The sequence below is a fragment of the Staphylococcus cornubiensis genome (assembly GCF_900183575.1).
Lineage (GTDB): Bacteria > Bacillota > Bacilli > Staphylococcales > Staphylococcaceae > Staphylococcus > Staphylococcus cornubiensis.
In genome coordinates, this window is sequence record NZ_FXUZ01000003.1 from 167,749 (window position 1) to 187,287 (window position 19,539).

Annotated in this window: 21 protein-coding genes; 9 read left to right on the forward strand and 12 right to left on the reverse strand. The window is 36.4% G+C overall.

Going from position 1 to position 19,539, the window contains the following annotated elements; all coding sequences use genetic code 11:
* Nucleotides 1–2: 2 nt before the first annotated feature.
* The gene (locus tag CCE82_RS05375; RefSeq protein WP_086428392.1) at nucleotides 3–554 is read right to left on the reverse strand and encodes a tyrosine-type recombinase/integrase; all 552 of its coding nucleotides are present in this window, start codon (nucleotides 552–554) and stop codon (nucleotides 3–5) included.
* Nucleotides 555–694: 140 nt separating this feature from the next.
* Here CCE82_RS05375 and sroA point away from each other — a divergent pair, with 140 nt between their 5' ends.
* Together sroA and CCE82_RS05385 are read left to right on the forward strand one after the other, a co-directional pair.
* Nucleotides 695–898 carry a sigS mRNA-stabilizing protein SroA gene (sroA, locus tag CCE82_RS05380; protein WP_086428393.1) on the forward strand — a complete coding sequence of 68 codons (204 nt, stop codon included), beginning with the start codon at nucleotides 695–697 and terminating at the stop codon, nucleotides 896–898.
* A gap of 15 nt (nucleotides 899–913) precedes the next feature.
* Nucleotides 914–1,129 carry a DUF2922 domain-containing protein gene (locus CCE82_RS05385; protein ID WP_086428394.1) on the forward strand — a complete coding sequence of 72 codons (216 nt, stop codon included), beginning with the start codon at nucleotides 914–916 and terminating at the stop codon, nucleotides 1,127–1,129.
* Between the two features lie 343 nt (nucleotides 1,130–1,472).
* On the opposite strand, the gene CCE82_RS05390 is transcribed toward CCE82_RS05385, so the two are convergent.
* Entirely contained in the window at nucleotides 1,473–1,715 is a 243-nt protein-coding gene (locus tag CCE82_RS05390; protein ID WP_167370964.1) for a hypothetical protein, read from the reverse strand.
* 242 nt (nucleotides 1,716–1,957) lie between these two features.
* Here CCE82_RS05390 and CCE82_RS05395 point away from each other — a divergent pair, with 242 nt between their 5' ends.
* Both CCE82_RS05395 and sarA read left to right on the forward strand, forming a co-directional pair.
* Nucleotides 1,958–2,887, forward strand: a complete 930-nt coding sequence (locus tag CCE82_RS05395; protein ID WP_086428396.1) for a DMT family transporter — start codon at nucleotides 1,958–1,960, stop codon at nucleotides 2,885–2,887.
* A gap of 1,540 nt (nucleotides 2,888–4,427) precedes the next feature.
* Nucleotides 4,428–4,799, forward strand: a complete 372-nt coding sequence (gene sarA / locus CCE82_RS05400; protein ID WP_014614657.1) for a global transcriptional regulator SarA — start codon at nucleotides 4,428–4,430, stop codon at nucleotides 4,797–4,799.
* 167 nt (nucleotides 4,800–4,966) lie between these two features.
* Here the strand turns inward: sarA and CCE82_RS05405 are convergent, their stop codons facing one another.
* The 7 genes from CCE82_RS05405 to CCE82_RS05435 all read right to left on the reverse strand — a co-directional run bounded on the left by CCE82_RS05405 (nucleotide 4,967) and on the right by CCE82_RS05435 (nucleotide 10,801).
* On the reverse strand, nucleotides 4,967–5,776 hold the full coding sequence (locus CCE82_RS05405) for an alpha/beta fold hydrolase (RefSeq protein ID WP_086428397.1): 810 nt from the start codon (nucleotides 5,774–5,776) through the stop codon (nucleotides 4,967–4,969).
* Nucleotides 5,777–6,013: 237 nt separating this feature from the next.
* Nucleotides 6,014–6,730, reverse strand: coding sequence for a hypothetical protein (locus tag CCE82_RS05410; protein WP_086428398.1), 717 nt, complete (start codon nucleotides 6,728–6,730; stop codon nucleotides 6,014–6,016).
* Nucleotides 6,731–6,823: 93 nt separating this feature from the next.
* Entirely contained in the window at nucleotides 6,824–7,327 is a 504-nt protein-coding gene (locus CCE82_RS05415) for an SA0570 family protein (RefSeq protein ID WP_086428399.1), read from the reverse strand.
* A gap of 91 nt (nucleotides 7,328–7,418) precedes the next feature.
* Nucleotides 7,419–8,219, reverse strand: coding sequence for an alpha/beta fold hydrolase (locus tag CCE82_RS05420; RefSeq protein WP_086428400.1), 801 nt, complete (start codon nucleotides 8,217–8,219; stop codon nucleotides 7,419–7,421).
* Entirely contained in the window at nucleotides 8,219–8,923 is a 705-nt protein-coding gene (locus tag CCE82_RS05425) for an HAD family hydrolase (protein ID WP_086428401.1), read from the reverse strand. Before CCE82_RS05425 ends, CCE82_RS05420 begins: the two co-directional genes overlap by 1 nt.
* A gap of 56 nt (nucleotides 8,924–8,979) precedes the next feature.
* A complete protein-coding gene (locus CCE82_RS05430; protein WP_086428402.1) occupies nucleotides 8,980–9,930 on the reverse strand; it encodes a FecCD family ABC transporter permease in 951 nt (316 codons plus the stop codon).
* Nucleotides 9,920–10,801, reverse strand: a complete 882-nt coding sequence (locus CCE82_RS05435) for an ABC transporter substrate-binding protein (protein WP_086428403.1) — start codon at nucleotides 10,799–10,801, stop codon at nucleotides 9,920–9,922. The genes CCE82_RS05430 and CCE82_RS05435 overlap by 11 nt, the downstream gene beginning before the upstream one ends.
* Nucleotides 10,802–11,465: 664 nt before the next feature.
* Here CCE82_RS05435 and efeO point away from each other — a divergent pair.
* The 5 genes from efeO (at nucleotide 11,466) to tatC (ending at nucleotide 16,665) form a co-directional block, all read left to right on the forward strand.
* Nucleotides 11,466–12,320 carry an iron uptake system protein EfeO gene (gene efeO / locus CCE82_RS05440; protein WP_086428404.1) on the forward strand — a complete coding sequence of 285 codons (855 nt, stop codon included), beginning with the start codon at nucleotides 11,466–11,468 and terminating at the stop codon, nucleotides 12,318–12,320.
* The gene (gene efeB, locus CCE82_RS05445) at nucleotides 12,317–13,543 is read left to right on the forward strand and encodes an iron uptake transporter deferrochelatase/peroxidase subunit (RefSeq protein ID WP_086428405.1); all 1,227 of its coding nucleotides are present in this window, start codon (nucleotides 12,317–12,319) and stop codon (nucleotides 13,541–13,543) included. The genes efeO and efeB overlap by 4 nt, the downstream gene beginning before the upstream one ends.
* A complete protein-coding gene (locus CCE82_RS05450; RefSeq protein WP_086428406.1) occupies nucleotides 13,524–15,236 on the forward strand; it encodes an FTR1 family protein in 1,713 nt (570 codons plus the stop codon). Before efeB ends, CCE82_RS05450 begins: the two co-directional genes overlap by 20 nt.
* A gap of 510 nt (nucleotides 15,237–15,746) precedes the next feature.
* Nucleotides 15,747–15,968, forward strand: coding sequence for a twin-arginine translocase TatA/TatE family subunit (locus CCE82_RS05455; RefSeq protein WP_086428407.1), 222 nt, complete (start codon nucleotides 15,747–15,749; stop codon nucleotides 15,966–15,968).
* On the forward strand, nucleotides 15,928–16,665 hold the full coding sequence (gene tatC, locus CCE82_RS05460; protein ID WP_086428408.1) for a twin-arginine translocase subunit TatC: 738 nt from the start codon (nucleotides 15,928–15,930) through the stop codon (nucleotides 16,663–16,665). The genes CCE82_RS05455 and tatC overlap by 41 nt, the downstream gene beginning before the upstream one ends.
* 50 nt (nucleotides 16,666–16,715) lie before the next feature.
* Here the strand turns inward: tatC and argS are convergent, their stop codons facing one another.
* The 3 genes from argS to CCE82_RS05475 all read right to left on the reverse strand — a co-directional run bounded on the left by argS (nucleotide 16,716) and on the right by CCE82_RS05475 (nucleotide 19,529).
* Nucleotides 16,716–18,374 (reverse strand): arginine--tRNA ligase, encoded by a 1,659-nt coding sequence (gene argS, locus CCE82_RS05465; RefSeq protein ID WP_086428409.1) that lies wholly within the window; start codon nucleotides 18,372–18,374, stop codon nucleotides 16,716–16,718.
* A 1-nt stretch (nucleotide 18,375) separates the two neighbouring features.
* Nucleotides 18,376–18,786: a YwiB family protein gene (locus CCE82_RS05470; RefSeq protein WP_086428410.1), complete on the reverse strand. Its 411-nt coding sequence runs from the start codon at nucleotides 18,784–18,786 to the stop codon at nucleotides 18,376–18,378.
* A gap of 227 nt (nucleotides 18,787–19,013) precedes the next feature.
* Entirely contained in the window at nucleotides 19,014–19,529 is a 516-nt protein-coding gene (locus tag CCE82_RS05475; protein WP_086428411.1) for a YwhD family protein, read from the reverse strand.
* Nucleotides 19,530–19,539 lie beyond the last annotated feature (10 nt).

Sequence of the window (19,539 nt, forward strand, 5' to 3'; positions counted from 1 at the left end):
TTTTATAAGTTTAAAGCGATGGTCGTATCCACTTCCTTTTTAGAAACACCGATAAATTTCATCGTTTCATATGAGGTTTGGTGACCGAGATACTTTTGAATCATTGAGATAGAAATGCCCGATTGATAAGCATGATAAGCGAATGTTTTTCTCAAAGTCGTTAAGCCGATATGTTCGATACCTAACTGCTGTGCTGCTGCGTTAATAATACGATATGCCTGTTGACGACTGAGCCCCTTTTGTGTACGTCTAGAGCGAAATAATAAATCTGTTTTTAATAACGCCTCGGCTTCAATATACGCTTTCAACTCTTCTCTTAACCTTTCCGGGATACGCACACCAATCTCATGATTACGAGATACAGCCCACTTTTCAATGACAGTGCCGTCATCATTCATGACTTGATGAACGCTTAAATTGAGGAGTTCCACTAACTTTACGCCCGTGTGAATAGCAAACTTAAAAAACAAATAATCACGCATCGAATGTGATTGTAAAAAATCGTACATCCTATGAATATCCCTTTTGTCACGAATTGGATCCACGTAATTCAAGCATTTCCCCTCCCTTATGTTTCTCATATAATTATAAACTATATTTAAGTAACATTAAACAACTTTCGCAAATTTTTTCGATCGAGGGTGTGATTTTGAGTCATTGATTTCGATATATATAGTGAAAGGAGGTCAGAAACATGAACATCAATCATTTAACACTTATTCTGACGCAAACAACAACATCAGCCGAGGGGAAACCAAAGAAAGCATCACGCCGATTTACACAGTTAAAGACAGATGCCTCACATGAAGATTTGAAAGCATTCAGTCAAATCATTGAAAAGTTGACTGGCGAACAGTATGACGGCATTGAATTAATGACATCAGAAAATATTCAATAAAAAGGAGTTACTACGATGAATGTTAAAACTTTAGAAATCACTTTTTTAGACGCATTGCAAAAGAGCTTCAAATTAAGTTTGCCTAACATTAAGACAACAATCACAAAAGAATTAGTCCAAGAGGAAGCAGAAAAGTTAGTCGCATTAAACATATTGAAGACAAGTCATGGGCCTGTCGTTAAAGTCGCTGGCGCACAAGTCATTGATAAATCTGTCATTGTATTATTTTAATACGTAGCATTGTCATCATTGCGTCATGAGGCATCAAAAGTTTAGTGACTGATGAAGTCCATGTTATTGACGATGACGACACCACTCAAATATATCAATATTAAGGAAAAGGCTGGGAAACACAAACACCCAGTCTTTTTTGCGTCCGCTTGACAACAGATGCATCACAATTTATGGACAAACGAATGCCTGTAGAACGGCAGCATCTATGTCAAACTACAACCATCGTTGTGAATATAACGAAATACTCTTTATACTTATAAATGTCTTCTCAATACAAATCAAGCGGCAAATCGAAGCATGACCTCAACTTGCCGCTTTGTAAAACTCTATATTCACATGGTTACATATTGGGTTGGTAGTTCGGACGAATTCTCACTTCATCACCATAAAAAATCTTATGTTTTCCAAGTTTTTGACATATCGCATATTTTTCGTATACTTCATCAATACGTGCTAACGTTTTATAAGATTTAAAAGGATTGAGCACCTCAACATACTGACCCTCTTGAACTTCTGATGACGCATTGACATTTATAAAAAAGAGATGCTCATCAATGACACGTACGATTTCATGTTCCTTCAAAATATCACAACTTTCCTTTATGTTCGTTCTTAATTATGGTGTTGATTCCATCGACTACCATACAATTTTTTATGAGTGATTTACTGCGATTATTTATCACTTTATAATGATAGAGAGGTTTCAAACGACATCCATTCATCACGCGCATGTCTTCCTATGAAATTGCTTACAATCAAATCTAACACTATCACATAGACATTGTGCTATAATAATAACACAATTAAACAAAAGGATGGTTTATTATGCTTTCACTGTTACTTATTCTAGGGTTAGTGGCTGGCGGCGTCATTCCTGTTCAAACATCAATCAATTCCAGGTTAAGCCGATACACACACTCTTCTTTATACGCTTCTGCCATATCATTTACAGTCGGGACATTGTTACTCGTTATACTCAATTTCATTCTCAATCCCCACCTTTTCACCACTGAAGTTTTCCAACATTATCATTTTAATTATTACTGGTATGTCGGCGGCTTGATGGGTGTCATTTATTTAACGGGAAACATGATTTTGTTACCACGAATCGGTGCCTCATTAACAGTTGTTACAACGATTACGGGCCAAATTTTTATGAGTGTGTTGATTGATACATTCGGTTGGTTCAATGTAGATATTCAACCGCTACACTTGTTGAAAGTACTCGGCATTGTATTGCTCCTTATCGGAATAATTTTGATGAATCTTCAAAGAGGCGCTAAGAAAATGGCACAAACCGGTCATAATGGCCCATGGATGATCATTGGTATGCTCATCGGCTTTGCCCCACCTATTCAAACAGCAACCAACAGTCATTTAGGTCAAGCACTCCATTCACCATTCTTTGCCTCATTCGTTTCATTTACGGTCGGTGCAACTGCGCTGATCATTTTAACCCTGATCATACACAGACGCGTTAAAATTCACGCAACATCTGAGCAACACGGTTCATTGAAATGGTGGCATTTTATTGGTGGTGCACTGGGCGTCATTTTCGTGACAACGAACATCATTTTAACACCTGTGATTGGCGTTACTTTCACATTGATTACAATAATGGTTGGACAAATTATTATGGGCTTACTCATTGATCACTTCGGGCTATTCGGTGTGCCCGCACGTCATATTACGACACAACGGCTATTAGGTTTCGTGCTTATTATCATTGCCATTATTATGATTCAGTTCAACTAAAACCAATTATTTTTATAGATGCTTTCTTAAAATTGTCTTCTTCAAAGTGTGTTATGCATTTTTTAGAAGACGATTCTTTGTGTTTCACATTATTTTTATGTAATTTCATTAACAATATATGTTAAATTTTTCAATAAATGTATCACATAATCATTTTACAGTAGAATAAAATGCATATTAATACAAAAACAATATGTATAGTTCTTTAATTTTTAAATAAACATATCAAATTATGTTTTAACTTAAAAAAGAAACTTACACCCATATAATATACATACCAATGCATTGAGCTGTGACAATGTCAAGGAATTTTCTAATTTTTTTATTTTACTTTATTTTTACTACTGCATTTATTTATGGTATATACTTATTTTGTATATTTTTAATGTACATCTCTGTAAACAATGTGATCACTGATAAAACCTCACTGTCAGCCATGCTAGAAAGGCGATACAACTGGATTCACACGATAGGATATATTTTGTAGCTGACGTGTCGTTTATTCATTCATGAAGGCAAAAACGTCAAATTTTAGCCCTCCCTATTTGTTTACTATCCGTCTCAAATCGCATGCTAGATAGCTTGAGTCAATCATCTGCAACAAAACTTAACAGTAAAATCATTAAATAATACTTAAAAAAGGGTTGAATCACAGCACAACTAAGACTACAGAGATAAATATCATTCTATTTATTGTGCATTTGCATAAAATTTTTACTAATACCAATTTAAGAAAGCGCATCGAAATTTATTCAAAAGAACAATGTATCACATTTCAAACTCTAGAGATTTGATATCATCTTTTTAATGAAAAACAAATGATTAATATCAAAACTCTCTCATTTTTAAAACCTAGTCAAAGTATTACAGTATCTATATTTAAACCTCTTTTATCCACAATATAATAATAATGATTCCACATATCATTTCATTCATAAGACACACAATTATTTTTCGCTTTGAAAATATTCGTATTCTAAAATCAATTCATCTGACATCATATGACCAGCATTCGCTTTGTTCAATCAGCCTTTTGTTGTTATATGTAAAAAAGGTAAATTCATCAAACGCATAATAAATTATGATAAAATAAACGAGCAACTTTTAATTAATAAAGCTGTTTTTATTGACGAAAAAGTTGTTAAGAATCCCAATGCAAATATTTTATAACCAAGTTAAACACAACATTAAAATCTTTTTTTGCTTTTTTGAGTTATTTTAGTTATTTAATAGCAAATTATGGGTAAATGACCATATATAACAACTTATATTGAAAACTTTGAATATATATCATGATCATTAAAATGTTGTAAAACGTTGAAGTGTATTATTTTACAAATCCATGCCCATTAGATATGATATATTAAATAATTCCATTCGAATTAAATATAATATAATTTATACTAGTGCTTTTTTGTGGTGTTATATACACTTCTTTTGCTATAATATAAGGTGTTAACGGGATTTTATTGGAATGTAATATTTTGTGTATTATGTTTCCAAATACGTTTAAGGGTAATATACATGGGAGGTTATGAGAATGGCTGTTACAAGAGTCAAGGATTGTTTTGAGTTATTATCTATGGTGACTTACGCTGATAGATTGAAAAGTGTGATTAAAAAAGAATTTAAAATTAGTTTTGAAGAATTCGCTGTTTTAACACACTTGAGTTATAGAATAGAAGAGGAATATTATTTAAAAGATATTATTAACAACTTAAACTACAAACAACCACAAGTCGTAAAAGCTGTTAAAAATTTATCTCAAGAAGGATATTTCGATAAACGCCGTAATGAAAATGATGAACGTACGGTACTTATTTTAATTAACGATCAGCAACGTGAGAAAATCAATGCATTATTAGATCGCGTCAATGAAACAATCAAATCTACAGATATTCGACCACAGTAATTTTAGGACACAACATGAATTATGAAGCGTGTGAGGGCTTGTTTATCATACGCATGAGGGTAAAGTAAAACCACGCGTTGTCATTTGTACGACTGCAACGCGTGGTTTTACTTTTATTTCTTTTTTATGTTTATTCATCATTGGATTCACACCACTCCTTAATTTCTTCATAAACCTGCTTTCATTTGCGTAAATCCATTTTTTTGTAAGAAATTAATATAGACATGTTTAAAGTAACGCTCGTTTTCGATATGTGGAGCGTGACCAACATTGAGAAATACTAAATATTCCATTTTAGGACGTGTCATGATGTCATCATCCGAATTCTCTACTTGAACTAATGGGTCATTAGCCCCTTTAATCATCAATGCTGGAATATCTTTCACATGTGATGCACTCCCTTTTTGTAAATCATCTAACAATGCACGCATGGCGACTGCATTTTCATCGGGGGTTTGAATACTGTATAAGCGTTGTTGTTCATACCACGCACGAGCGACAGCAAATTGTGTATACATATATGGAAATAATAGCCACATCGCTTCTGTTTTTGTAAATCCTGCTACTTCTTCTTTATGTTCGAGTAATAATCGGCTTAAACCATTTGCAATATCGACTTCATTTGCGGCAATACATGTCATCGTATGGATAAGCTCTGGGTAACGTCGGGCAAAAGCACGTACGATACGCCCTCCCATATCATGACCGATCAAATGTGCACGCTCGATTTTTAAATGTTGCATTAATTCTTTTAAGTCTTCAACTAATGTTGCAATATTATATTCATGTGGCTTAGATGATTTGCCATGTCCACGTAAATCATAAATCACGACATGAAAATAAGGTTCGAGTAATTTTTGTGTTGGATATAAGGCAGCCATATTGCCATCTAAGCCGTGGATTAAAATGACTGCTTCCCCTTCACCACTTGTTTGATAGGCGATTTGTTGTTTATCTCTCGTTACAAACTTCTTCAAAACAGTTCCTCCTTAAGCGCTCACCTTATGTATACCCATTTAACAAAATTGCATGCATTTTATATTATTATCATTTATAAACTTTAATTATATAATTCATTAATGTATTTTTGAGTTAACATATCATCACCATAAAGTGTTTGTTATTGCGCTCAAACGATACAAAATACCCTTTCAAAGCCGCATTCCATCATGAAACGCACTTCAAAAGGGTATTTAAAGTTCAGTTGATTCGTTTTATGTTCGTTTACTCGCTGACAATTCAATCGTGTAGAAAATAATCAATACTAAAATCATGACCCAAATCGCAATAGAAATAAGCTGAGCCGCTTGATCATCACCTACAATGACATCTATCGTTTTTTGCAGCAATAACAGTCCAATTCCTGTATATTCCAAGTACTTTTTATATAACCCAAACGCCGTAATGATGATGCCCACCATCGCAATCGCTAAATGTGCATAATGTGTCACGACATGAATCCCTAAGTTCAAATCAAAGGCATTCATTAAAATTAATACGAGTGCAGAAATGGCTAATGCAACACCTGCATAACTTTCTATTTTATTACGATATAAATAGTTTTTATGCATAATGCGTGTATATATAATAATTGATATCGGCAACATCACAAGCATATAAACAAGGGATAGACCTGTCGCTGCACCGAATGGCACAAGTTGCTTGTCATAGAGTGACGAAATCAATATAAAGTTAATAATAAAAAATACAACTGGGTTGAACTGTAATATAAACAAGTTTTTTTGTATCGTTAATATAACTTCAGCCGGAGATTTTTGACGGTATTCGATATAGTCTTTATCTTCCGCTTCTGATTTTTGAATATCTTTTCTCAAATTTTCTTTAACGTCATCGATTAAACTTGGAGACACACCTTTATGCGTAAAGTAATCTTCTACATTCTCCAGTAAAGTCCGATCATTGGGTCTCATATAATCCTCCGTCTCATTTGTTAGCCCTATTATAACAGAAAGTGAGACGTGACGTGTAGACACTCAAGCAAGTTCACTTCATGCGATCAACCATTACTCTACATCAATACGGTAGAGCTTCAATGTTTGATCTTTTGGTGTAGAAGTCGCAAATTGGTATGACACTTTGCCATCTGAAATATAACCACTGCCGCCTGTGACATTGTTATGGTGTTCGCGTGTAGTCGCGTGTGAGCTGACTTGATCCTTCACCTCTTGATACTTCGGACCGTTCAATTCTTGATAACTCATACTAATACGTGTCACTTTTGCATGTTGACCCGCACCACTCGCAGTCACAATCATCAAACCATCTTTTGTATGAAATTCATAATAATGATGATGACCGTAAGCTTCTTTCGTATGAATACCGTGTCCTTTATGTCGAAATACATCGCTCATCCGTTCACCAATTGTAACACCTTCGACAGTTCGATCACCATGTTGTAATGACTTCACTGAATCTAATGTATTACCTGACATCGCATCTGCTGTACCTGCATACATACCCGAAAATGTAAGTCCTGTTATCAATAATGCACTGACTAGCTTTTTCATAGGGTACACACTCCTCTTTTATCTCTCTTATTTGTGTTCACTATCATCATACCCTAAATTGCAATGAAATAACAGTTATATTACAAATTGGTTACAAATCCATATTATGCGTCGTTCTTTGCATGAAATTTTTCACTGTTTTAAGGAATTTATCCTTTTCTTCTACAAATGGATAAACGCCTGACTTTTTAAATAACTCGTATGTCGCGTTCGGCATCAACTCAGCAATGTTTTCAGACTCACTCGGTGCAATGCGTTCATTCGCTACACCCGCGATGACAAGTGTACGCACGTTCATTTCTGATAAAGGCGCATTAAGTTCAAACCCCGTAAATGATTGATCCACCGCATTTTTCTCATAGTCTGTTAATAATGCTGCTGAGTCATTCACATTTTTCAGGAATTTACGCACTTTTCCTTTCGCGTAGTATAAATGTTTTTCTAAAAATTTATCTTGTTCGCTATCACTCCAAGTTCGAATCGTTTCAGCGTATTTACGGAACAAACGCTCATGTGGCAAACCTTCTCCGGAGACAGTCGGATTGATTAAAATGAGCTCGGATACTTTTTTAGGGTCACGTTGAACAAGGTCTAATGCAACAGCGCTTCCCATTTCAATCGCTATAAACGTCGCACATTCGATATAGAGAAACTCCATTAACTCTTTCAAATCTTGACTATAATCATGAAAATCAATCGCTAATGGCTTATCAGAATAACCATGCCCTCTCAAGTCCACTAAAATCACTTGAAAGTAACGCGATAAACGCTTAGCAATCTCTTCAAATACAGTATGATTCATATAAACAGAATGCACCATTACAATAGGATAACCTTTCCCCATTGAGCGATAATTCAATGCTGTGCCATCTGATGCTCTAAATAATTGCATTACCTTTCAGCCTCCCGTTCGATGTTTAAAATGTCTAATAATTCTTCAAGTGTTGTAATTTCAAAGTCCATTTCTGATTCTAAAGGAATGATGTCATCTTCTCTTTCGCCATGACGATACCACACACTCACCATACCCATTGCGCGAGCGGGTGCGACATCATTTAACGCATCATCACCAACATACACAATTTCTTCTGGCGCGACGTCTAACTTTTCAATAATTTCTTCATAAATGCGCGGATGTGGTTTTCGAAAGCCGACCATTTCTGAAGTCGTGAGGTGAGTGACGTAAGATTCGATACCTAACGCATAGACACGATAACGCTTAATTTTAGATTTACCATTTGCGATGACACCAATTTTATAATTTGCTTCTTTAAGTTTTTGCAAAGTATAAGTCGTATCATGAAATGGGAAAACATATCGATAGAAATGCATTTCAAAGTCGTTAAATAAATCTTTCCACGTTAAGCGATCGATATTAAATTGCTTGATGATTTCTTTATACAAATCCGGTTTGTCATGATCTTCGTCGTCATCGAGTTCGATAAATTTTTTGCGGAAGTCTGAGGCTTGTACACGCACTAAGTAATCATGAAAACGTTCGTATTGCTCTTCAATAAATTTTTCACGTGATTTTTGACGGTCTAACAAAGTCCCTTCTAAATCAAATATAATTGCTTTAATGTTTGTTAAGTCCATGGTATACCTCATTACTTATTCTTTAAAAATCATATAATACTATATTAGTCAATTGCTTATTGTCGTTCAACTATCATGAGATAAAACATGAGCGGAATCCCTAAAATAGCTAACACAACACTTGCGGGCAGTTGAATGGGGTCGAGTAATTGCCCTCCTAAAATATCGGCCAATACCATCACTGTCCCACCGATTAGAATATTTAAAGCCATTTTAAAAGCTAACGTTCCTCGGCTCATGCGATGAACAAATTGTGGAATGACCATTCCGATAAAACCAATGACCCCTACAAAGCCGATAATGACTGTAGACATCACTGTCGCTAATACTAATACACTCACTGATAAGCGTTCGACATGAATCCCGAGCGCCGCACTAGAAAGATGGTTCATTTGCAGCAATTTTATTTTGGGCACTAACAGCATGAGCATGACAGTCATAATGATAAAGACGCTGATGACCACTACTGCTTCTCGATATTCCGCAGCTGCAAAACCACCAAACATATACGCCACTATATTTTGTAGCCGTTTGGGATTAAATTGTACGAGTAAAAATAATAACGCATTCAATAGCGAGCCTATTAAAATCCCTGCTAAAATGAGTGAACGTGTCGGATAACCGCGCGAGATAGTATAAGCGACAGCCATCACAATCACTAATGATAGCATGCCCATCACCATCGCTAAAGGGGCAACCCATACAAAAGGTAATCCGAGTAATACAGCAAGCGCAGCCCCCACTGTCGCACCATTGGCAAGACCCAGTGTAAAACTATCAGCAAGTGGATTGTTCAAGATGATTTGAAACATTTGTCCCGCTAGCGTTAGCCCCATCCCGGCAAACAATGCGAGTAACATTCTCGGCAGACGTACATCAACAATGAGTGTTTCTACCAAAGGACTCTGCCACTCTAACCGACTGAACAAACTGTATGCACAGACAAGGATTAAAAGAAGGCTCCATGCACTGATGCTCATGAAGCCTTTCGTTAACTTATTTTTCATACACAGCATCTCTCAACATTTTCATCGCGTCGTCTAAACGTGGTCCAGGACGTGATAACATATCGTCATTTAAAGCAACAACACGGTCATCTTTCACCGCTTGTACTTGATCAAAACCACCGCGCTGTTGTATATCATTACGATAAGCCTCTGTCGATACGCCTGAAGTCGCTATCATGACATCTGGATTTTTCTTAATGACTTGTTCTTTAGACACTTTTGGCCATCCTTCTGTATCGTCAAACACATTATGCGCATGAAGTTGCTTTAACATGTCATTCATAAAAGTTCCTTTACCAGCTGTATACATTTCTGGTTCCGATGCAATTTCAATAAACACTTTTGGTGCTTTCTTTCGATTTGGAATATTGTCAATGACTTGCTGAATATTGTGTTTTGTTTCTTTTACTAAATCGTTTGCTTGTTGTTCCGTTCCTGTTAATTTTCCAATTTGATTAAACGTTTCGTACATTTCATCAATCGAATGTGCGTCTTTAACGTAAGCGACACGGATACCACTCTCTTCTAAACTATCAAGTACCTTACCTTGAGACGCTTTTTGAGATTCATGCGCTAAAATCAAGTCAGGTTGCGCTTTAATCAACGCTTCCTTATTGAGTTGCATCGCGTCAAATTGTTGCTTCTCTTTCACTTCTTTCGGATAATCGTCAACAGTAGAGACCCCTATAACTTTATCGCCCAGTCCGAGTTCATATAAAATCTCCGTATTACTTGGCATTAATGAAATAATACGTTTCGGCATTTTATCAGAAGATTTGCCAGTTTCTTTCGACTGATTGGCATTGAAATTACAACCCGCGAGTATGAAGACAAGCATGACCATCACGGTTGCGAACCATTTTAATTTCATCATTCCACTCCTATTTTTTCATCTTATTTTTGTTTATCTTATCATTTTTCGTTGTTTTTTGGACTCTTAAATTAATTTTTTGTACAAAATTTTAAAAACCATCTAATTTAAAAGGTGCAAGTTTCATATCTTCCATAAAATACGAGCTCTTAATGATAATTAAATGAAGAAACTGTCGACATCTTCTCTTTTATGGTTTGATTTATTCATCTGGGCGAAACACTTGAAGGATCAGCTGATGGGAAAAATCCACTAACGCCTGAACTATGTCACTTTAAAATCAAGTGTTAGCTAGTTGAGACGTCATCCCCTAAAAACACGACTCCTTGATGACAAATCAAGCGTATAGACCCTAAAATCGAACTTTAATAACCTAACTGTTACAAGTGATGATGAAAACGATAACAAACGATAAATATATTAAGTTTTCTATCTAATAAAATAGCTTAAAAAACTGTATTGACAGTGTTTCGCCATCGGAATATAATTAATTGAAAATGATTATCAATTGAGATAGACCGTTTATCATTATATATGAATTTAAAAACATTATTCTTCAACATATCAAGGGCTTCGTTGTTGTTTTTGCATACATACAACGGTTTATAATGACGAACAAATTCTACAATTGATAGTGATCAATCTTACTGATGAGGTGGAAATTATGAAAAAATTAACAACGGTTTTAATCGCATCGTCACTTCTTTTTGCTGCTTGCGGGAATCAGGACAATAGTAACAGCTCCAAAAATCAATCATCCAAAGAAAACACCGAAAATAAAGCTGCGTTAGAAAAAGCAACGAAAGAATATAAAAAATTCACGGATAAAGAGTTAGATCAATTCCTAACTGGCACTGAAGACTTTGTTCAAGCTGTTAAAAATGATGATATGGAAAAAGCAAAATCCTTATATCCAAAAGTGCGTATGTACTATGAACGTTCTGAACCTGTGGCTGAATCATTTGGAGACTTAGACCCTAAAATTGATGCGCGTTTAGCTGATTTAAAAGAAGAGAAAAAAGAAAACGAATGGACGGGCTATCACAAAATCGAGAAAGCTTTATATGAAGATCAAACTATCAATGATACAACGAAAAAAGATGCCGACCAGCTGTTAAAAGATGCGAAAGAGTTACGTGCCAAAGCGGACACTTTAGACATTACACCGAAACTCATGCTTCAGGGCTCTGTTGACTTACTTAACGAAATTTCAACTTCTAAAATTACAGGTGAAGAAGAAATTTATTCTCATACAGATTTATATGACTTTAAAGCCAACATTGAAGGCGCACAAAAAATATATGAACTTTTCAAACCTATTTTAGATCAAAAGGATAAAGATTTAAGTCAAAAAATTAAATCAAAATTTGATAAAGTGAACGGCTTGTTAGACAAATATAAAAAAGACGACGGTTACATTTTATTCACTGAATTAACTGATTCACAGAAAAAAGAACTCTCTAATGCAGTCAACGAACTCGGTGAACCGTTAAGTCAAATGGCTGTGGTTACAGAATGACACAAGAAAACAACCATAATGAAACGACCTATTCCAGACGCTCATTCCTCAAAATGTTAGGAGTTGGAGGTGCAGGCGTCGCAATAGGTGCAAGCGGGGTCGGCAGCATCTTTTCATTTAAATCGATGTTTGATACACCACAAGATGACGCGGACAAAGCTTATCAATTTTATGGTAAAGTGCAACCCGGCATTACGACGCCTACGCAAAAAAATATCAATTTAGCGGTATTAGATTTAAAGAGTAAGGACAAGGCAACTATCCAAAAAATGTTTAAAGCTTGGACCGAGAGCACGGTGAAAATGATGCACGGTGAAGCGATTGGGAAGACGACAAGCAACACCTTACTCCCACCTATTGATACAGGAGAAGCAATCGGTCTTGATGCAAACAAATTAACGATTACTTTCGGTGTGAGTAAAGACTTTTTACAAAAACTAGGGCTCAAAAGTAAAATTCCGCAATCGTTTAAAGACTTACCGCACTTTCCAAATGACCAATTAGACAAAGACATTACTGGTGGCGATATTTTCATCCAAGCTTGTGCAGACGATCCACAAGTCGCTTTCCACGCCATTCACAACTTGATTCGACCTTATCTCGATGTCGTACAAGTGAAATGGTCTGAAACAGGATTTATTTCAGGTAAAGGCAAAGAAACACCACGGAATTTAATGGCATTTAAAGATGGGACGCAAAATCCACGTGACACAAAAGCTTACAAAAATTACGTGTTTTTAGAAGATGGTTGGGCACAGTACGGGACTTATTGCGTGTTAAGGAAGATACAAATCCATATCGAAACGTGGGATCGCACCGCTTTAGAAGAACAAGAAGCCACATTTGGACGTCATCGTGCATCGGGTGCGCCTTTAGGTAAAAAAGATGAGTTTGACGAAATGGACTTATCAGCGAAAGACGCTCAAGGTGAGTACGTCATTCCCAAAGATGCCCATGCACGTCTAGCGAAAGAGGCGAATACTGAGATTTTACGTCGTGCTTATAATTATATGCGCGGGACGAACGATAAAACCGGAAACTATGATGCAGGCCTTTTGTTTATTTCATTCCAGAAGCATCCGCAACAATTTATTGACATCCAAAACAATTTAGGTTCTGTAGATAAATTAAATGAATATATTACACATAAAGGGTCTGGATTGTTTTTAATTCTCCCAGGCGTCAAAAAGGGAGGTTATTTAGGTGAAACGTTATTTAATTAAATGCGTTATTATGGCTGTACTCTTGTTGGTCATCGCTAAAGTTCCTCCTGTCATGGCTGCTGAAAAGGATTTTAGTGATGTTTATGTCGCTATTTCAGACGCAAAATCAACATTACAAGATAAAAATCAATCTGAAAATGCTAAAAAACAAAGTCTTGACCAAGTGAATAAAGCAGTGGCTGACCTCAACATTGATCGTTCAAAAGAAGGCAAAGATGTCACATCGGCTTTAAAAGCGTTAGATCGCTCTGGGTCTACTGAGAAGCAAACGGCACAGCTTTCAGAATTAACAAAGTCACTCATCGCTTATGAAAATACGGTCAATCAAACAGACAATACAGAAGAAATTAAAACATTACAATCCTTAATTGATAAACAAAATGCACCGATTAAAAAAGCGATTGAAGATAGTGATCAAGAAAAATTAAAACAAATTAATGGTGAACTGAATTCCATTTGGACGAAACACGAATCTGTCATTAGAAATAAAAATGTCGATCAATACGGACAAATTGAAGTCTATTTAATGCAATTAAGGGTGGCTATTGAAAAAGAACCATTGAACACTCAAAAAGTTGAATCAAGTTGGCAATCTTTCAAAACAGCGATTGATCAGGCAGACCAAGTCGCAACCTCAAAAGGTAAAGGCAAATATCATGCAACAGATTTAAACACACATCTCGATAAAGCCATTCAAGCGATTGATCAAGGTGATTTGGATAAGGCAGATCAATCTCTCAGTCAATTTATCAAAACGTGGCCGTATGTAGAGGGTCAAATTCAAACAAAAAACATCAGTCTATACAATAAAATCGAAAATCGTATCCCGTACTATCAAAGTATATTGGATGATAAGAACAAAGATGATGTGAAAAAGGAATTAACATCAATCAACAAAGACATTGCAGAAACGGTTGGTAAACAAGGTTATACGTCATGGGATGTCATGCTCATCTTTTTACGTGAAGGATTAGAAGTGTTACTCATCGTCATGACATTGACAACGATGACACGTCAAATGAAAGATAGAAAAGGAACAGCGAGTGTGTTAAGTGGTGCCGTAACGGGCTTAATCATCAGTCTGTTACTCGCATTCTTGTTTATTAGCTTGCTTGGCGATAGTGGTGTCCTCCGAGAAGGTATGGAAGCAACACTAGGATTGGTCGCTGTGTTCTTAATGTACATTGTCGGCATATGGATGCATCAACGTTCCAATGCAAAACGTTGGGATGAAATGATGCAATCGATGTATCACAATGCCATCCAAAATCGCAATCTCTTATTACTTGGTGTGATTGGATTCATTACAGTATTAAGAGAAGGTGTCGAAGTCATTGTCTTTTATATGGGGATGGTCGGTAACATTACCGCTGTACAGTTTACTTTAGGAATTGTTTATGCCCTTGTGATTTTAACTGTGTTTGCATTGTTATATCGCTTTATCGTGAAACTCATTCCGATTTATTATATTTTCAAATTCTTATCACTCATTCTCTTTGTGATGGCGTTCAAAATGCTTGGGATGAGTATTCAAAAGTTACAATTATTAGATATTGTACCGAGACACGGTTTAGAACATGTGCCGACGCTCAGTTGGATTGGTTTTTATCCAACGATTGAGACGATTGTGGCACAAGTCATTTTCATTATTTTTGTGGTACTCATTTATACGTTGAGAAGCAATAAAAAGTAGCAGTGATGAATGAAAAGTAGGGACATCATCATTTTTGATGCTGTGGATGCAGTATTTTGTTTTACTTGCCCTCCTTGTGATGGTTTGTGGTTTTTGATTGCCCTCATGGCTCGCTTTCCGAGGGGCTGGCGCTTCAACTAAATTCGGCTTCATTGAAACACACATGAGATGGAAGCCGAATTGGATTTTCCGGCCCAGCTGATCCCTCAGGAGTCTCAGCCTTTCGGGCAAACTTAGACCCCCAATACAGCGAAAACTGAGGGTAAGCTTCTAAATTGAAGACAATCCATATCATTCAATTATTGCGTCCAATTCATCCTCGTTGTTGGTTTTTTTATTATCAATAATTGATATAATTCCATAAAAAGGATAGGGACTGGGGAAACTAATGGCCCACCCTCTTTAACTCAAGTGTCCAATGATGAGAGTGGTCGTGTGACGTTTCAATACCGTTCTTATTTTCAAAGCACTATGTGAATGGATAAAAAATTTTAGAGAAGAGGAATTTTTATGCTAGAAAGTACATTCGTTTTAGGTATAGCAAGCCCAACAGGTCTCATTATCATTAGTGTCATTGCGCTCATTCTGTTTGGACCGAAAAAGCTCCCTCAATTTGGTCGTGCGATTGGTTCAACGTTACGTGAATTCAAATCTGCCACAGAGCATATCACAGAAGATGACGAATCTCTAGATACACCCAGTACAAAATCTACAAAACAAGAACGCAAATGAGTTATCACTCCTCAATCATTTTAATGAACTGAGAGAACGATTAATCAAAATTGGCATTGCACTTGTTGTCGTACTCATCATCGTCTACATTTCGTCGCATTGGTGGATCAAGCCATTCATTCACGTTATCGCTCAAAATGGTGTGCAGTTACATGCTTTTAGTTTTACCGAAATGATACAAATTTACATTATGATTATTTTATTTTGTACGCTATGTCTCATTTCACCTATACTGTTTTATCAATTGTGGGCATTTATCGCACCTGGTTTAAAAGACATCGAACGGCAATTCGTTTATAAATATAGTTTAATTTCCGTTGTGCTTTTTCTCACGGGAATTGCATTAGCATATTGGCTCATTTTCCCGCTCATCGTTCAGTTTTCATTCAATTTGTCACAGTTGATGTCAATTGATCCAGTGATAGGTTTCAAACAGTATCTAACAGAACTATTGCGTTGGCTGTTATTCTTTGGCGTCATTTTTCAACTGCCCATTTTATTTATCGGATTGGCCAAATTCGAACTGATTGATGTGACGATGTTACGGCCTTACCGTAAATATGTGTATTTCGGTTGTTTCGTTTTGGCGAGTTTGATTGCACCACCTGACATCATGTTAAATATTTTATTATCCTTACCTTTAATTTTATTGTTTGAACTGAGTATGTTCATCATACGATTTACGAAACCGCATTAAGTTAAAAAGGCAACTTCAGCGCTTGATAAACTGAAGTTGCCTTTTTTGATTTACATTTGTTCTGGTGCAGACACACCGACTAATTGTAATGCATTGCGTAATGTAATACGTACAGCATCAATCAATGCTAAGTGTGCTTGCGTTTTTGCTTGATCTTCTGTTAATACTTTTTCTGCATTATAAAACTTATGGAAGTGTGCAGCTAAATCTTGAATATAATTTGTCACACGATGCGGTGCTCTCGCTTCAGCAGCCCCTTCGATCATCGGTTCAAATTCCGCGACTTTCTTCAATAATTCAATCGCTTTATCATTTGTGATGGTTTGATAATCGGCACCTTTTTTAACTTGATAGCCTTGTGCTTCAGCTTGGCGTAAAATCGAACAAATACGTGCATGTGCATATTGTGCATAGTAGACAGGATTGTCTTGAGATTGTTCTTTCGCAAGTGCCATATCAAAGTCAAAATGTGTATCTGCACTACGCATTGTCAAGAAGTAACGCGCTGCATCAATACCCACTTCATCCATAATTTCTCTTAATGTGATTGCATTGCCGGTACGTTTACTCATTTTCACTTCTTCGCCATCTTGCATTAAACGCACCATTTGCATAATTTGAATTTCTAGACGGTCACTGTCCACACCAAACGTTTCAAGTGAGGCTTTCAAACGGTTAATATAGCCGTGGTGATCTGCGCCAAATAAATTGATCAATTTGTCATTGCCACGTTGGAATTTATCGTAGTGGTACGCAATATCTGGTAAAAAGTATGTGTACGTTCCATCTTGTTTAATCAACACACGGTCTTTATCGTCTTTGAAATCTGTCGTACGTAACCACGTCGCGCCGTCTTTTTCATATGTGTAGCCATTTTCTTTCATACGGTCTAATACAGCTTGAATTTCACCTTTTTCATATAAAGATGTTTCACTAAACCAATTATCGAAATGAATGTTAAAATCTTCAAGGTCTTGTTTTAACTTTGCCATCTCATAGTCCACACCGAGCTGTCTGAATGTCTTCAAACGTTCGTCATCAGATAAATCCATTAAGTTCGGTTGCTTTTCAGCTAAATCTGCACCGATATTTTGAATGTCTTGACCGTGATAACCGTCAGCTGGCATTTCCGCTTCTTGACCTAAATGTTGTAAGTAACGTGCTTCGATTGATTTCGCTAAGTTCGTAATTTGATTCCCGGCATCGTTAATGTAGTATTCTCTTGTAACGTCGTAACCTGCTGCGTCTAAAATATTGCATAACGTATCCCCGACTGCTGCGTTACGGGCATGGCCGATATGTAAGTCACCAGTTGGGTTAGCTGACACGTATTCCACTAATATTTTTTCATTTTTCGGTTCTGCAACACGACCAAATTGTGTATCTTGCGCTAAAGCTTGATCGATGACGTCATTTAAATAACTTGAATCGAGGTAAAAATTAATAAAACCTGGTCCAGCAATATCAATCGATTTGACGTGTGCCGCTTCAGTATCCAAATGGTCCACAATGAGTTGTGCAATTTCTCTTGGGTTACGTTTCGCGAGCTTCGTCAATACCATCGCAATGTTTGTCGCGTAGTCTCCATTTTTCGTATCTTTTGGAATTTCGATTTTAATTTCAGGAATCGTTTCGACAAGTTGCGCTTGTTGAATACTTTTTTCAATTTCCTGAATCAATGTCTGTTTCACTTGATCAATAATGTTCATCTTATTTCTCCTTATATTTAATTTCGTATTGATAGGTGCCCATTTTTTCATCGCCTTGGAATAATGCATAATGCACTTTCAACTTACCGCCGTCTGGTGTCACGAAATGAAGAATGCTCATCGTATGCACGGTCAACACCATTTTACCATGAGGCAATTCGTAAAATGTCGTCGTATCTTGTCCTTCGATAAAATGCATATTCATATTGATATCGCCTTTTCGAATCAATTTGACGCTATCATCTGCCAGCTTAATCGTCACATTGACAGTCGCGTTTTCAATTTGTTCTTGATAACGAATCCAATCCGTCTCTTTTTTCAACCATTGGCCCGTTGTTTGATGTGAAAAATGCTCTTTTTGCGCATCTCTTTTAACAATTTGATGTACATCAATTTTGACGTTATGCTCCACGGTCTTCTTCACCTTACTTCATAAAATAATACTTGTCATTATAACACAAGTTACATATTGTGGATGTAGAGAATTCCACATTTTTATTTCATCTACCTTAAAATATTGAAAGAAATACACAAGGTGACTCTCTTCTAAATTCACTTATCGAAAGTTGTTTAGAAATCAAGTCACCTTTAAACAAACTGTAAGCACTATGCCATCAAGCTGTAATGACGACCCGCCTTCTATTCAGCATCATTAAAAGCTTGCTGCAATGCTTCTGAAGAATTGGCCCACATGTCCGGGTTATGTGTTTTAAGAAAATCGGCTAAAATTTGACGGTTTTTAGCACCAATATGATCGACAATCACTTTATGCTTCATCGATTTATCCATCATATTGACATGTTCGGGCATACTTTTATACCCACGACGGATGGACTTATTGACTAACAAATAGGCCGCAGTAACCCCTGCATAATAAGGACCGTGTTCACCGCGTTCTGTTGTCACCCAACATAGCCAATATGCTTTAGCCCCTTCCACATCAACAGTGTCTTTATCGGTAATCCATTTCACGCCACGTTCGACTGCTGCACGTGCATGCATTGCGCCGATATCAATAAAGGCTTCTTCCGCATCAATATCGATAAAAACGGGTGCAATATTATCGAGACTGATTGAACCAATATTAGTCCCTTTATGACCGTCTAATGGATCATTCTTGATAATGTTAAAATTAAACCCTTTTTTCTCAGCCATGTCATTTTAC